The organism is Actinomadura violacea (genome assembly GCF_017573465.1).
In the GTDB taxonomy this organism is placed as follows: domain Bacteria; phylum Actinomycetota; class Actinomycetes; order Streptosporangiales; family Streptosporangiaceae; genus Spirillospora; species Spirillospora violacea.
In genome coordinates this window covers 21,383-35,394 of the sequence record NZ_JAGEPF010000030.1, presented here as the reverse complement: position 1 = coordinate 35,394, position 14,012 = coordinate 21,383, and the positions used below count along the sequence as shown (strand labels likewise).

The window sequence follows — 14,012 nt, the reverse complement described above, 5'->3', positions numbered from 1 at the left end:
GCAGCCGCATGCCGATCGGGAGAATCATTGGTCAGGACCAGGGTCGGGAGGACGGCATGAGCAAGGCCAGCCGGCTGGCCGTGCGGTACTTCGACGACCGCGTGCTGCTCACCGACAACGCGGCTTGGGCGTACTTCCGGCTGCCGACGGTGTCCTATGAGTTCACCACCGGTGAGGAGCGGGAGGCGCTCGCCACCAACATCACGATCGCGCTCGCCGGGATCCGGATGCAGGACGCCGAGGTGCACCTGCGGATCGCGCACCGGACGTATCCGGCGGCGGAGTGGGCGCTGGCGCTGGACAGGACGTCCGACGGTGGCGCCGGGTGGCGGGAGTACCTCGAGGAGACCTACGCGCACGTGTGGGCGAAGGACTTCTGGTCCAAGGAGGTCTACCTCGGGGTGCGGCTCGGGCCGCGCGGGATGGGCGCGCACCTGTCCGGCGGGGTGGTGTCGCAGCTCCTCGGGTTCTACAAGCGCAGCGAGAAGGTCCTCGGCGTCAACGACGACGCGATCGACAAGCGGGAGATCGGCCGCTGGACGGAGCAGGCCGAGCGGATCGGCCGGGCCCTCGGCGGTTCCGCGCTGTACGCGCGGCACGCCACGTCCACGGAGGTGGCATGGCTGTTCCAGCACGCGGTGACGGGGTCGCTGGCCGATCCGCCGCCGTCGGCGGTGCCGCGCCGGACGTGGGGGAAGGGCGAGATCGAGTCGCTGGTCGAGGGCGCGATCCACAACGGCCGCTCGTACCTGCGGATCGAGCAGCCGAACTTCACCGGCGCGGGCGGCGGCGCGACGGCCGCCTCGTATGTCGCGTACCTGTCGTTCGCCCGGTTCCCGGACATGATGCCGTTCCCCGACGGCGAGCCCTGGTTCCACTACGCGGACGCGCTGCCGTTCCCCGTGGAGATCAGCGCCCGGATGAAGCTGATCCCGCCGGCGAAGGCGTCCAAGGACGTCTCGCGGAAGCTCGCGCACGCCCGCGACATGGACCAGCACATCCGGGAGGCGGGAGCGGAGGCGCCGATCGCGCTCGCCGAGCAGATCGACGCGGCGCGGATGCTGGAGCACGGCATCACCAAGGAGCGCCTCCCGTTCGTGTACGGGTGGCACCGGCTGATCGTGTCCGCGCCCACCGATGACCTGCTCGCGCAGCGGGTCGACGCCGTCGTCGAGCACTACCGCGACATCGGCATCGACGTCGTCAACTCCACCGGCGACCAGTTCTCGCTGTTCCTGGAGTCGCTGCCCGGCGACCAGATCCGGCTGAACGCCTACGCGCAGCGGCAGCCGCTGCGCACCATCGCGGGCGGGATGCCCGTCGCGACCGTCGACCTCGGCGACCGGACGGACGAGAACGACGAGGGCTGGATCGGCCCCTACGTCGGCGAGACGCTCGGCCGGGCCCGGTCGATCGTCCACTTCGACCCGCTCGTCGCCGCGGCCCGCAACCGCCCCACCGCCGTCGCGATCACCGGCGAGCCCGGTGGCGGCAAGACGACCCTCGCGCTGCTGCTCATCTACCAGATGGCGCTGCGCGGCGTCACGATCGCCGCGATCGACCCGAAGGGCGACGCCGAGTCGCTCGTCGAACTGCTGAAGGCGCGGGGACGCAAGGCGCGGATCCTGCCGCTCGGGTCCGCCGCGCCCGGCCTGCTCGACCCGTTCTCGTTCGGCGACGACCTCGCCACCAAGAAGACCATGGCGACCGAGACGCTGCGGCTGCTGCTGCCGCGGATGTCGGAGGAGCGCGAGTCCGCGATGATCCAGGCGGTCGGCGCCGTCGCCAACGCCGACCGGCCGTCCCTCGGCCGGGTCGTCGACCACCTGGAGCAGGCCGCGGACCCGGCGTCCAAGAACCTCGGCGCGGTGCTGCGGTCGATGTCGGAGATGCACCTCGCCCGGCTGTGCTTCGACCCGTCCGGCGGCGAGCGCATCGACACCGCCGGCTGGACGACCGTGTTCACCCTCGGCGGCCTCACCCTCCCCGACGTCACGATCTCCCGCGAGGACTACTCCTACGAGCAGCGCCTGTCCGTCGCGCTGATGTACCTGGTGTCGCAGTTCGCGCGGCGGCTCATGCACGGCATCGACCGGCGGCTGCCGAAGGCGATCTTCCTGGACGAGGCGTGGGCGATCACGTCCACGCCCGAGGGCGCCAAGCTGGTGCCCGAGGTGTCGAGGATGGGACGGTCCCGCAACACCGCGCTCATCCTCGTCTCGCAGAACGCCGGTGACCTGCTGAACGAGCAGGTCACCAACTGCCTGTCGTCGGTGTTCTCCTTTCGCTCGACCGAACGGGTCGAGGTGGGCAACGTGATGTCGCTGCTCGGAGTCGAGTCGTCCGACGAGCACCGGGCCGTGCTGCGCAACCTCGGCAACGGCGAGTGCATCTTCCGCGACCTCGACGGGCGGGCCGGCCGGATCGGCGTCGACCTCATCTCCGCCGAGCTGCGGCGCTGGCTGGACACCAACCCGACCCGGTCCCATCCCGGGCAATCCGAGCTCACCGCAGCTGGGGCCGAGGTTGAGGAGGTCAGCCGATGAGGGGTCCCCGCGTCCGGACGGAGCGCCTGCAGCGCTCGCCCGGCGAACGCCTCGACCTTTGCCGCGCCCGCCGGCGGCACCGCCCGCGCAGCCGCCGCTCCGCGGTGCTGCTGGTCATGCTCGCGCTGTTCATGATCAGCCCGATCTCCCCGGCGTCCGCGTCGATCCCGCTGCCGAGCCCCAACGACTCGTGCCGTCCGGCGGACAATCCGGCGCCGGAGGCGTACGGGTCCGGGACGGACGGGATGATCAAGCCGCCCGGCTACCCGGACGCGAAGCTGCAGAAGACGCCGCGCGAGCAGCTGACCTACTACGACCGGTACGGCACGGCGGGGCAGACCTGGTACGCGGTCGACATGGGCTGCTCGGACGCGATGGCGATGATGGGCAACGCCGTCGCCAACACGACGTTCACGCTGGTCCGGGCGATCGACCGGACGACGATCAGCATCTACCAGGCGGCGGCGTCGGAGTCGCTGCTCGGCTGGCTGAAGAACACCGTCGACGGCGTGATCAGCGGCATGGGCAAGACGTTCAACGCGCGGTACTGGTCGTGGGTGGTCATCCTCGGCGCGATGTGGCTGGCCTGGTGGGGGCTGGTCCGGCGGCGGGCGAGCAAGGTGACCGAGGGCGTCGTGTGGATGGTCGCGGCGATGGTGGCGCTGATCTGGCTGGTGGCGCGGCCCGCGGACTTCACCACGCTCGGGACGAAGGTGTCGTCGGCGACGAGCGCGGCGTTCAACGCGGCGCTGCCGCAGAGCGACACCAAGGGCGGCAGATGCATTCCGCCGCCGGACGGCAAGCCGGACCCGATGGCGTCGGCGAACCTGGACGCGACGACCCGCAACGCGAACGGGCTGTGGGTGGCGCTGGTCTGCAAGCCGTGGCTGCAGGGCGAGTTCGGCACCACCGACCCGAACGCGAAGATCGTCAAGCAGAACGCGGACAGGCTGCTGTCGTCGCAGGCGGTGGACCTGCCGGAGTCGTACGGCACCGAGAAGGTGGACCTCGGGCAGAAGGCGGACGACTACCAGAGCGTCTCCAAGACGATCAAGGACGACTATCCCGGGACGTATGCGCTGTTCCAGGGGAAGAGCTGGCAGAACCGGCTGGGGGTGGCGTTCGGCGGGCTGTTCGCGGCGCTGGTCGCGGGACTGCTGATCATGGTGATCGCGATCGCGCTGATCGTGGTGAAGATCGCGTTCCTGCTGCTGCTGGTGGCGGGGCCGATCTTCCTCGGGATCGGGATCCATCCGGGGATCGGCCGGGTGATCGCGGTCAGATGGCTGGAGCTGCTGCTGTCGATGCTGCTGAAGCAGGCGGCGCTGATCGGCGTGCTGGCGCTGCTGTTGTGGGCGTACGGGCTGATCCTCGGCGAGACGCTGCCGTGGGGGCTGCAGATCCTGCTGATCGCGCTGGTGACGTTCGCGGCGTTCATCTACCGCAAGCCGTTCCAGCACCTGTTCTCGGCGGTCGGCTACTCGGCGGTGGGGTCGCGGGAGAAGGGCGAGGCGCATCTGGACAAGTCGGTCTCCGAGGCGCGCAAGAACACGGCGGCCCTGGCGGGCGCGGTGGTGCCGGGCGCGGCCGGGTACCGGCTGGGGCGCTGGGCGGGCAAGCGGGACGCGGCGGCGGACGCGGCCGGGGCGGGCGCCCTGGCGGACGCGGCGGCCGGCGCGGGCGCGGCGTCGGCCGACCGGCGGACCGGTGTCACCACCGCCGGGGCCGGGGAGGGGGCGTCGCCCGGGGAGGCGCCGGTGCTCGCCGCGAAGCCGCGGACCGGTGGCGTCACCGCGGGGCCGGGACGATCGCGTCGCGGCGCGCCGCCACTGAACCTTCCGTCGAGGGCGGCCAAGCTCGGTGATGCTCAGGCGGCCAAGGGCGGTTTCGGCGGCGGAGCGGGCGCGGGCGCGATCGTCGCACGGCCCGGCGGGGTCTCGGGCGCGCGCGCGGGCGGTGGCTCGGCGTCGGGCGGCGGTAAGCCGTCCGGTGGTGCGGGCTCCGGGACCGGCACGCCGCGTCCGACGTCCTGGGGAGGACGCGGCGGAGGCGCCGCGGTCTCCGGCGGCGGATCCGGCGGTTCGGGCGGATCCGGCGGGTCCGGCGGTTCGTCCGGCGGCGGCTCCAACGGCGGCTCCAACGGCGGGTCCGGCGGCGGCTCCGGGAAGGGGTCCGGTGGCGGGCGCGGCGGCTGGTTCTCCGGCGGCGGGCGCTCGTCCGGCTCCACCGAGCGCGGTCGCGGCCGCGCGGGCGGAGGCTCCGGCGGGTCCGGCGGCGGCGCTCCTTCGCGCGGTTCCGGCGGCGACCCGGCGTCGAACGTCCCCCGGCCGCGCGCCGGTGCGGGCGGCGGCGGTACCGCGCCGTCGAACGGCGGTTCCGGCGGGCGGCAGGCGCCGCCCCCGCTGTGGGGCCGGAGCGGCTCCGAGGAGGGCCCGCCGATCCCGTTCTGGCTGCGTCCGGTCGACCCGCGCTCGGGCGAGTCGGACCGGGACGACTGATGAACCTGAACGACCGCCAGCGCAAGCTCCTGTTCGCGGGACTCGTGGTGGTGCTCGCCGCCGTCGGCGTCTACCTGACGGTGGCGGCGCCCGAGCACGACCACGGCAAGGCGGGCGCGCGCCCGAGCCCGACGGTGACGGCCGGCCCGAGCGGGCCGGCGTCACCGCCGCCGGGCATCCACAGCACCGTCGACCCGAAGAACTTCGACATCTACCGGCTGCTGCCGTTCTCGCAACAGGACTTCGCGACCGCCGCCGACCTGGCGCAGCGGTTCGTCGCGGCGTACGGGACGTACCGCTACGACGAGGACCCGAGCGCCTACGTCGGGCGGATGTCGGGCCTGGTCACCGACGACCTGCGCGGCCAGCTGGCGGCGGGCGCGTCGGCGCCGGGGATCCAGGACGAGCGCCGCAAGGAGCAGGTCGTCGCGCAGGGCGGCGCGTCGCTCGACCAGGTCCGCACCATCGAGAACAACTCGATCATCTTCCTGGTGACGGGCAAGCAGCAGCTGACCAGGAACGGGACGGCGAGCAGCGACAGCAAGCAGTACGCGGTGACGGTGTCGCGCGACGGCGGGTCGCTGAAGGTGTACGCGTTCGCGCTGGCGGACGCGGGGCAGGCGGGTGACACCGGATGACCCCGAAACGGGTCCTCGCGGCGAGCGCGCTGGCCGCCGCGGCGGCGCTGTTCGTCGCGCTGATCTTCGTGCCGATCCTGTTCGGCGCGAGCCAGTTCATGTTCGGCGGCAGCGTGAACGGCGGCTGCGTCGACACCTCGGGGGCGGGCGCGCAGCCCGCGGAGGCGGGCGACGCGAAGTCGATCCCGGCGAACTACCTCGACCTCTACAAGAAGGCCGGCCAGGACTACGGCATCCCGTGGAACGTGCTGGCGGGCATCGGCGAGGTCGAGACGGGCCACGGGACGTCGAACGCGCAGGGCGTGCACAGCGGCGAGAACTACGCGGGCGCGGGCGGGCCGATGCAGTTCCTCGCGGCGACGTTCAAGTCGTTCGCGGTGGACGGGAACAAGGACGGCAAGAAGGACCGCTACGACCCGGCCGACGCGATCCCGACCGCCGCGGCCTACCTCAAGCACAACGGCGCACCGCAGCGGATGAAGACCGCGATCTTCCAGTACAACCACTCGTGGGACTACGTGAACATGGTCCTGTCGTGGGCGAAGCGCTACGGCGGCGGCGACTTCAAGGTCGTGCAGTCCAACGGCGTCGACTGCCAGGACGATGCGCTGCCCGCGAACGCGAGCGCGCTGGTCCAGAAGATCATCGCGTTCGCGCTCGCGCAGCGCGGCAAGCCGTACGTGTTCGGCGCGACCGGCCCGGACGCGTGGGACTGCTCCAGCCTGATCCAGGCCGCCTACCGGGCGGCGGGCCTCGGCATCCCGCGCACGACGTTCGAGCAGTGGCCGTTCGGGGTGAAGGTCCCCAAGGGCAAGGAGCAGCCGGGCGACCTGGTGTTCTTCAACTCGGGTCCGGGCACGTCGGCGGACAGTCCCGGGCATGTCGGGATGGTGATCGGCAAGGGCAAGATGATCGTGGCGAGCTGCACGCTGTGCGTGCCGGCGATCGGCGTGAAGTCCTACAAGCGGCCCGACTGGGTCGGGGTGACCCGCCCGCTGGCGCGGCCCGACCTGAAGAAGAAGGTCGCGGAGCTGGCCGCGCAGCAGCCGGGCGGCTGAGCCGGGCCGGCGGGCGCCGGGTCCGCCGGCCGGGAGCGGGTCAGCAGCCGAAGTCGATGTCGTAGAACGTGCTGTAGTGGTTCGGCGTCCAGTACATCCCGCTGTGGCCGAGATGGTCGGACGTGATGATGCGGCGGGCGCCGCGCGTCGGGCTGCCCGGCGTCTTGACCGTGTACTCGTGGTAGTAGCCCTGCGGCTCCTTCGGCAGGAGCCCTTCGCGGTTCTGGAAGACGACGCCGTCCTGCGGGTACGGGAACGGCCCGCCCTTGTCGATGAGGGCGATCGTGTCGTCTGCCTGGGACGGGAGGGTCGACTCGCAGACGGGCGAGATCGCCGCGGCGGACGGGGCGGCCGCGCCGGACGACGCCGACGCGATGGACGGGGCGGGAGCGGTGCCGGCGTGCGCCGCGGGCCCGGTGAGCCCTGCGATGAGCAGGGCGGCCGGGAGGACCGTGCGGCGGAACCGGTGGCGGGGGGTGTTCATAGGGCGAGTGTCGCCCCGGCCGCTCCCGCCGTCACCGCCGCCTTCGTTGATTCGGCCGAAGTTGCCGAGCGTGCCGCCGGTGATTCGGCACGGTTGGGCCGGTTGGTCAGCGGAACCGCCGCTTGCCGATCACCAGCAGGATGTCGCGCAGCGCGTCGGCGGCGTCGCGGACCGCCTCCGCGGGGACCCCGGCCATGGCCTCCCGGTGCGCGCGCCCGGAGGCGTCCAAAGCCAGCGCGGTGACCCGCAGGCCCTCCGGGGTGAGCTGGACGAACCGGCTGCGGGCGTCGCCGGCGTTGGCCTCCCGCTCGATGTAGCCGGCCTTCTGCAGCCGCTGCAGCACGTTGCTGGTGCCGCCGGAGGTGAGGAACGCCGACCGGGTCAGCTCGCTCGGCCGCAGCCGGTACGGCTCGCCGGCCCTGTTCAGCACGGTCAGCACCTCGAACTCGGCGTAGGTGAGCCCGAGGGCGGCCAGCTCGCCGCGCAGCGCCTGCTGGACGAGCGCCCCGATCCGCGAGGCGCGCTTGCTGACCTCCAGCATCGCGATGACGTCCTCGCCGAGGCCGTCCCGCCGCCAGGCCGCGGCCAGCTCGTCCACCTCGTCACGGCGGCCGCCGTCGTCATCGCGCACATACCGAGGATACCGTTCGCCATATTGCTTTTTGAAAAGCTTCTTTCTAAGCTTTACGACATGACAACGTCTCTCCTCCTGCGCAACGGCACGGTGATCGACACGGCGCCCGCGCCGGCCGTCCTCGGACGCGCGGACGTCCTCGTCCAGGACGGCCGGATCGCCGCGGTCGGCCCCGGCCTGGCCGCGCCCCCGGGCACCGAGATCATCGACGCGTCGGGCCGCATCGTGATGCCCGGCTTCGTCGACACGCACCGGCACACCTGGCAGACCGCGATCCGCGCGACCCTCCCCGACAGCACGCTGCCCGCCTATCTGCAGCGCGTCCTCGGCGAGCTGGCACCCCGCTACCGGCCCGACGACGTGTACACCGGCGTCCTCGCCGGCGCCCTCGAATGCCTCGACTCCGGCATCACGACCGTCGTCGACTGGTCGCACATCCTGCTGACCCCCGACCACACCGACGCCGACATCACGGCGCTCCGCGCGTCCGGGATCCGCGCCGTGTTCGGCTACTGCCACGGCGGCGACGGCGACCTCGCGGCCGAGACGGCCCGCGTCCACCGCGAGTACTTCGACGCGCCGCCCTCGACCGTCTCGATGTGGACGGCCGCACTCGGCCCGGAGATCGCCGGGGAGGAGCGCGCCCTCGCCGAATGGCGGGTCGCCCGCGACCTCGGCGTGCCCGTCACCGTCCACATGGGCGGCCATGGAGCCGAGAGCGCCGCCCGCGGCCTGGCGTTCCTCGAGGACAACGGCCTGATCGACCACCCCGCGATGTACGTGCACGCCAACTTCTACACCGCGGAAGAGTTCAAGAAGATCGCCGCAGCGGGCGGCACCGTCTCCGCCACCCCGGGCGTGGAGGCGGCCCTCGGCATCGGCGAGCCCGCCACCGGGCGCTCGCACGCCGCCGGCGTCCCGACCGGCCTCGGCTCCGACACCGTCGCCAGCGGGCCCGGCGACATGTTCGGCGTCATGCGCGCGGCGTACTTCCTCGAACGCGCCCGCCCGGACGGCGCCTGGTTCACCACCGCCGAAGCCCTCCGCGCCGCCACCCTCGGCGGCGCCGAGACGGCCGGGCTCGGCGACGTCACCGGGTCCCTGACGCCCGGCAAGCAGGCCGACCTGATCGTCCTGCGCACCGACACCCTCGGCATGGCGGCGGCGCACGACCCGATCGCCGCCGTCGTCCTGTCCGCCGAGACCCGCCACGTCGACACCGTCCTCGTCGGCGGCCGGGTGCTGAAGCGCGGGGGAGCGCTGCAGGGCCACGACGTCCCGTCCCTGCTGGACGGCCTGGAGAGCGCGGCGGCCCGCATCACCGCCTGACCGGCGCCTGGAACGGAGCGCCAGCGGAGTGGAGGGCGACGGTCAGGCCCGTCTTTGCGGGGGGGTGTGGGGGGTCGTCCCCCCACACGGATGCCGACCGCCACAGGGATGCCGACCGGCGCCTGGGGCGGGCGGCGGATAATCGGGGGAGGAGCGTCGGTGGCGCGTGGCATGCTGGCGGCGTGGAGCACGAGATACGCGTCCGCGTCGCCGACGAACTGCTGATGTTCCTGCCCGCGGCCCGCCGCGAACCGGTCAGCCGGGTGCCGTGGGACGGGACGTCCACGCTCGGGCACGTCGTGGAGTCGCTCGGGGTCCCGCTCCCCGAGGCCGGGCGGCTGACCGTCGGCGGCACGGCCGTCGAACCGTCTACCCGCCCGTCGGCAGGCGACGAGGTCCGCGTCGACCCGGTGCCGCGCCCGCAGCCCGTCCCGCTGGACCCCGGCCAGGAGGCGCCGCGCTTCCTCCTCGACGTCCACCTCGGCACGCTCGCGCGCCGGATGCGGCTGCTCGGCCTCGACACCGCCTACCACAACGACATGGACGACCCGGCGCTGGTGGTCCAGGCGAACGCCGAGCGCCGCGTCCTGCTCACCCAGGACCGCGGCCTGCTGCGGCGCCGCGCGCTCTGGTTCGGCGCCTACGTCCGCGGGTCCCGGCCCGACGACCAGCTCCGCGACCTCCTGGACCGCTTCGCGCCCGTCCTGCGCCCCTGGACGCGCTGCACGGCCTGCAACGGCGTCCTCGTCCCCGTCGACAAGGAGGAGATCGAACGCGACCTGGAGGCGGGCACCCGCCGCAGCTACGACGTGTACGGCCGCTGCGGCGACTGCGGGCAGCTGTACTGGCGCGGCGCGCACGGCGACCGGCTTGAGAAGATCGTCGAGGAAGCGACCCGTCAGGTCGAGACGGCCCGCACCGCAGCCGCCGGTGCCCGGGCGGCCGTCTCGGACGGGTAGGGACGGAAGGGGCTGGTCACCATCGCCGATCTCGTCGTCGTAGGCGCCGCGATCATCCGGGACGGGCGGCTGCTCGCCGCCCAACGGGCCGAGCCGCCGCACATGGCGGGCGGCTGGGAGCTGCCCGGCGGCAAGGTGGACCCGGGCGAGTCCGACGAGGACGCCCTGGTCCGCGAGTGCCACGAGGAGCTCGCCGTCAAGATCCGCCCGCTCCGCCGCGTCGGCGGGGACTGGCGGCTCAGCGACCGCGCGCTGCTGCGGGTCTGGACGGCCGGGATCGTCGAGGGCGAGCCGCAGGCCCTGGAGCATCTGGCCCTGCGCTGGCTCACCGCCGACGATCTGTACGACGTCGCCTGGCTGCCCGGCGACCGTCCGGTCATCCCCGAGCTGGAGCCCGACCTGCGCTGACGGCCGGTCCGCCGGCGGTCCGCCGCCGGCGCCCGGCCGGCGGCGGCTAGGAGATGCGGTTCGCGCCGGCGTAGTCGGAGCGCGTGGAGAGCTTGGTGATCTTCACGACGTCGCCCGTCGAGGGGGCCTGCAGGAAGCTGCCGCCGCCGACGTAGATGCCCATGTGGTGCAGGTTGCTGCCGAAGTACACCAGGTCGCCGGCGCGCAGCTCGGAGCGGGAGACCTTGGTGCCGAGCTGGAACAGGTCGCCGGTGTAGTGCGGCAGGCCCGGCTTGCCGACCTGGGCGTAGGCCCAGACGACGAGGCCGGAGCAGTCGAAGGAGCTCGGCCCGGCGGCGCCCCACACGTAGGGGCTGCCGAGCTTGGTGAGGGCCTTGCGCGCCATCTTGGCGGGCAGGTCCGAGCCCTTGATCGTGGCGGTGAGGCCCGACTTCGGGTCGGTGGTGTGCGTGGTGGTGAGCTTGTCGAGGCGCTTCATGACCTCGCCCACCTTGGCCTTGGCGGCCTTGCGGGCGGTCTGCACCTTGGCCTGCGCCTGCTTGACCTGCTCGGTGCGCTCCTGCGCGGTGCGCTGCGCGGCCTCGGCCTGGTCGACCTGCTTCTGCAGGGCGAGGACGGTGCTCGCCTGGTTCTGCTGCAGGTAGGCGGAGTCGGAGAGGCCGTCGGCGCTGCCGCCGGAGGTGAAGATCGCGTCGGGTGCGCCGCTCATGTAGTTCGCGGCGGCCAGCTGGGCGAGCCGCTGCCGGGCGGGCTCGGTCTTCGCGAGCAGCTGCTGCGCGTACTTGGTGGCGGCCTTCTCGGCCTTGACCGCGTGGCCGAGGTCGACGCGGGTCTTGTTGAACTGCTCGGTGAGCGTCTCGGCCTCGTCGTTCAGTTCCTTCAGGCTCTGCTTGAGGCCCTTCTCCGTCGTGGGGAGCGGGCTCGGGGAGCCGGCCGCCGGCGGGGCGGCGGCGAGGCCGAAGGGGGTCGAGGCGTGCGCGGCGACGGGCGCGGTGGCGCCGAGGCCGGTGAGCAGCAGGGCGGCGGCGGTCGCGGCCGGCGCGATGCGCCTGCGGCGGTGGGGGTCCGGTGCCAAGCCGGTGTTCTCCTCTCCTCGCTCGCCTACCGGGTTAGCTGACGGGTTCGGGCCAGGAGTCGCCCTACGACGTGCGTCGATTCACCCCAGGGGGATGGGTCCCCGGTTCGCCCGCGGGTGGGTGCCGCGGGGGATTCGGCGGTCCGGTCGCAGCCCCGGGGGGTGGGGCTCCGGACGACCGGATCTCGGGAAGATTACAAAGGATGGGCAAAGATGGCCAATCGGGGCCCGTGTGAGGCAGGGGACGGGCGGCTTTGGGCCGGTGGCGCCGTACGGCAAGTAGAATGGTGGCAGCCGCGCGTCTGCGGCGACTCCCGAACTCTCACGCAAGGCGAGCCCGCATGCCCATCTCCACGCGCGACGACCTCCGGAACGTCGCGATCGTCGCCCATGTCGACCACGGCAAGACGACGCTGGTCGACGCCATGCTCTGGCAGTCCGGTGCCTTCCGCGAGAACCAGGACGTCGACGACCGCGTCATGGACTCCAACGATCTGGAGCGCGAGAAGGGCATCACCATTCTCGCGAAGAACACGGCCGTCCGGCACAACGGCCTGACGATCAACATCATCGACACGCCCGGCCACGCCGACTTCGGCGGCGAGGTCGAGCGCGGCCTGTCCATGGTCGACGGCGTCGTCCTGCTGGTGGACGCCAGCGAGGGCCCGCTGCCGCAGACCCGGTTCGTGCTGCGCAAGGCGCTCGAGGCGAAGCTGCCGGTGATCCTGGTCGTGAACAAGACCGACCGGCCCGACGCCCGCATCGACGAGGTCGTCGACGAGACGTACGAGCTGTTCATGGACCTCGACGCCGCCGAGGACCAGATCGACTTCCCGATCGTGTACGCCTCGGGCCGCGCCGGCCGCGCCTCGCTGGCCAAGCCCGCCGACGGCGGCATGCCCGACAGCGAGGACCTCGAGCCGCTGTTCAGCGTGATCACCGAGACGATCCCGGCGCCGTCGTTCGACCCGGACGCGCCGCTGCAGGCGCACGTGACGAACCTGGACGCCTCCAGCTACCTCGGCCGGATCGCGCTGTGCCGCGTGCACGCGGGCACGATCAAGAAGGGCCAGCAGGTCGCGTGGTGCCGGCACGACGGCAGCATCGAGAAGGTGAAGATCACCGAGCTGCTGATGACCGAGGCGCTCACCCGCAAGCCCGCCGACGAGGCGGGGCCGGGCGACATCATCGCGATCGCCGGCATCCCGGAGATCATGATCGGCGACACCATCGCCGACCCCGACGACCCGCGCCCGCTGCCGCTGATCACGGTGGACGAGCCGGCGATCTCCATGACGATCGGCACCAACACCGGTCCGATGGCGGGCCGCGAGAAGGGCACCAAGGTCACCGCCCGGATGGTGAAGGACCGCATCGAGCGGGAGCTGGTCGGCAACGTGTCGATCAAGGTGCTGCCGACCGAGCGCCCGGACGCCTGGGAGGTGCAGGGCCGCGGCGAGCTGGCCCTGGCGATCCTGGTCGAGAACATGCGCCGCGAGGGCTACGAGCTGACCGTCGGCAAGCCGCAGGTGGTCGCCAAGGAGATCGACGGCAAGAAGCACGAGCCGGTCGAGCGGCTCACCGTCGACATCCCCGAGGAGCACCTCGGCGCGGTCACGCAGCTGATGGCGGTCCGCAAGGGCCGCATGGAGCACATGACCAACCACGGCACCGGCTGGATCCGGATGGAGTTCCTGGTCCCGGCGCGCGGCCTGATCGGGTTCCGCACCGAGTTCATGACCGAGACCCGCGGCACCGGCATGGCGCACCACGTCTTCGAGGCCTACGAGCCCTGGTTCGGCGAGCTGCGCACCCGCCCGTCCGGGTCGCTGGTCGCCGACCGCTCCGGCGCCGCGACCGCGTACGCGATCACGAACCTGCAGGAGCGCGGCACGTTCTTCGTCGGGCCGACCACCGAGGTGTACGAGGGCATGATCGTCGGGGAGAACTCGCGCTCCGACGACATGGACGTCAACATCACCAAGGAGAAGAAGCTCACGAACATGCGCTCGTCCACCGGTGACGAGCTGGAGCGCCTCACCCCGCCGCGGATCCTGTCGCTGGAGGAGGCCCTCGAGTTCTGCCGCGAGGACGAGTGCGTCGAGGTGACCCCGGCGAACGTCCGCATCCGCAAGGTCGTGCTGGACGCCAAGGAGCGCGAGCGCACCCGCGCCCGCACCAAGCGCGCCGGCTGACGCCGCCCGGCGGCCCCAGCCGTCGCGCGAGCGCGTTATCTGACCGGCGAGACGAAGCCGAAGGCGAGTCTCGCCGGGAAGCTCGCGAAGCGAGGTCGCGCTCGCCCAAGCACGGTCAAGGGCCGAGCCGCTAGGCGAGGCCCTTGGGGCCGGGATTGCGTAAACGGAGCGGCCCCGCGGTTCTCAGA

General features: G+C 72.5%; 11 protein-coding genes and 1 riboswitch. Of the genes, 8 read left to right on the top strand and 3 right to left on the bottom strand.

Going from position 1 to position 14,012, the window contains the following annotated elements; translation table 11 throughout:
- Nucleotides 1–56: 56 nt before the first annotated feature.
- From J4709_RS40060 to J4709_RS40045, 4 genes are read left to right on the top strand one after another with little or no spacing between them, the layout of a single operon-like run.
- The gene (locus tag J4709_RS40060; RefSeq protein ID WP_208249647.1) at nucleotides 57–2,546 is read left to right on the top strand and encodes an ATP-binding protein; all 2,490 of its coding nucleotides are present in this window, start codon (nucleotides 57–59) and stop codon (nucleotides 2,544–2,546) included.
- Nucleotides 2,543–5,044 (top strand): type IV secretion system protein, encoded by a 2,502-nt coding sequence (locus J4709_RS55135; protein WP_208249645.1) that lies wholly within the window; start codon nucleotides 2,543–2,545, stop codon nucleotides 5,042–5,044. Before J4709_RS40060 ends, J4709_RS55135 begins: the two co-directional genes overlap by 4 nt.
- Nucleotides 5,044–5,682, top strand: a complete 639-nt coding sequence (locus J4709_RS40050) for a hypothetical protein (protein ID WP_208249643.1) — start codon at nucleotides 5,044–5,046, stop codon at nucleotides 5,680–5,682. The genes J4709_RS55135 and J4709_RS40050 overlap by 1 nt, the downstream gene beginning before the upstream one ends.
- Nucleotides 5,679–6,740 carry a bifunctional lytic transglycosylase/C40 family peptidase gene (locus J4709_RS40045; RefSeq protein WP_208249641.1) on the top strand — a complete coding sequence of 354 codons (1,062 nt, stop codon included), beginning with the start codon at nucleotides 5,679–5,681 and terminating at the stop codon, nucleotides 6,738–6,740. The genes J4709_RS40050 and J4709_RS40045 overlap by 4 nt, the downstream gene beginning before the upstream one ends.
- A 40-nt stretch (nucleotides 6,741–6,780) precedes the next feature.
- Here the strand turns inward: J4709_RS40045 and J4709_RS40040 are convergent, their stop codons facing one another.
- Both J4709_RS40040 and J4709_RS40035 read right to left on the bottom strand, forming a co-directional pair.
- On the bottom strand, nucleotides 6,781–7,224 hold the full coding sequence (locus tag J4709_RS40040) for a guanyl-specific ribonuclease (protein WP_208249639.1): 444 nt from the start codon (nucleotides 7,222–7,224) through the stop codon (nucleotides 6,781–6,783).
- A gap of 106 nt (nucleotides 7,225–7,330) precedes the next feature.
- The gene (locus J4709_RS40035) at nucleotides 7,331–7,855 is read right to left on the bottom strand and encodes a MarR family winged helix-turn-helix transcriptional regulator (protein ID WP_208249637.1); all 525 of its coding nucleotides are present in this window, start codon (nucleotides 7,853–7,855) and stop codon (nucleotides 7,331–7,333) included.
- Nucleotides 7,856–7,915: 60 nt separating this feature from the next.
- Between J4709_RS40035 and J4709_RS40030 the strand changes: the two genes are divergently transcribed.
- The 3 genes from J4709_RS40030 to J4709_RS40020 all read left to right on the top strand — a co-directional run bounded on the left by J4709_RS40030 (nucleotide 7,916) and on the right by J4709_RS40020 (nucleotide 10,554).
- The gene (locus J4709_RS40030; RefSeq protein ID WP_208249635.1) at nucleotides 7,916–9,187 is read left to right on the top strand and encodes an amidohydrolase family protein; all 1,272 of its coding nucleotides are present in this window, start codon (nucleotides 7,916–7,918) and stop codon (nucleotides 9,185–9,187) included.
- A 182-nt stretch (nucleotides 9,188–9,369) separates the two neighbouring features.
- Complete coding sequence (locus J4709_RS40025; protein WP_307801972.1) at nucleotides 9,370–10,146, top strand: Mut7-C RNAse domain-containing protein; 777 nt, start codon at nucleotides 9,370–9,372, stop codon at nucleotides 10,144–10,146.
- Nucleotides 10,147–10,167: 21 nt separating this feature from the next.
- Nucleotides 10,168–10,554, top strand: a complete 387-nt coding sequence (locus J4709_RS40020; protein WP_208249838.1) for a (deoxy)nucleoside triphosphate pyrophosphohydrolase — start codon at nucleotides 10,168–10,170, stop codon at nucleotides 10,552–10,554.
- Between the two features lie 46 nt (nucleotides 10,555–10,600).
- Here the strand turns inward: J4709_RS40020 and J4709_RS40015 are convergent, their stop codons facing one another.
- Nucleotides 10,601–11,629, bottom strand: coding sequence for a C40 family peptidase (locus tag J4709_RS40015; RefSeq protein WP_208249627.1), 1,029 nt, complete (start codon nucleotides 11,627–11,629; stop codon nucleotides 10,601–10,603).
- Between the two features lie 7 nt (nucleotides 11,630–11,636).
- Nucleotides 11,637–11,780, bottom strand: a riboswitch (cyclic di-AMP (ydaO/yuaA leader).
- 190 nt (nucleotides 11,781–11,970) lie between these two features.
- Here J4709_RS40015 and typA point away from each other — a divergent pair.
- Nucleotides 11,971–13,824 (top strand): translational GTPase TypA, encoded by a 1,854-nt coding sequence (gene typA, locus J4709_RS40010; RefSeq protein WP_208249625.1) that lies wholly within the window; start codon nucleotides 11,971–11,973, stop codon nucleotides 13,822–13,824.
- Nucleotides 13,825–14,012: the final 188 nt, after the last annotated feature.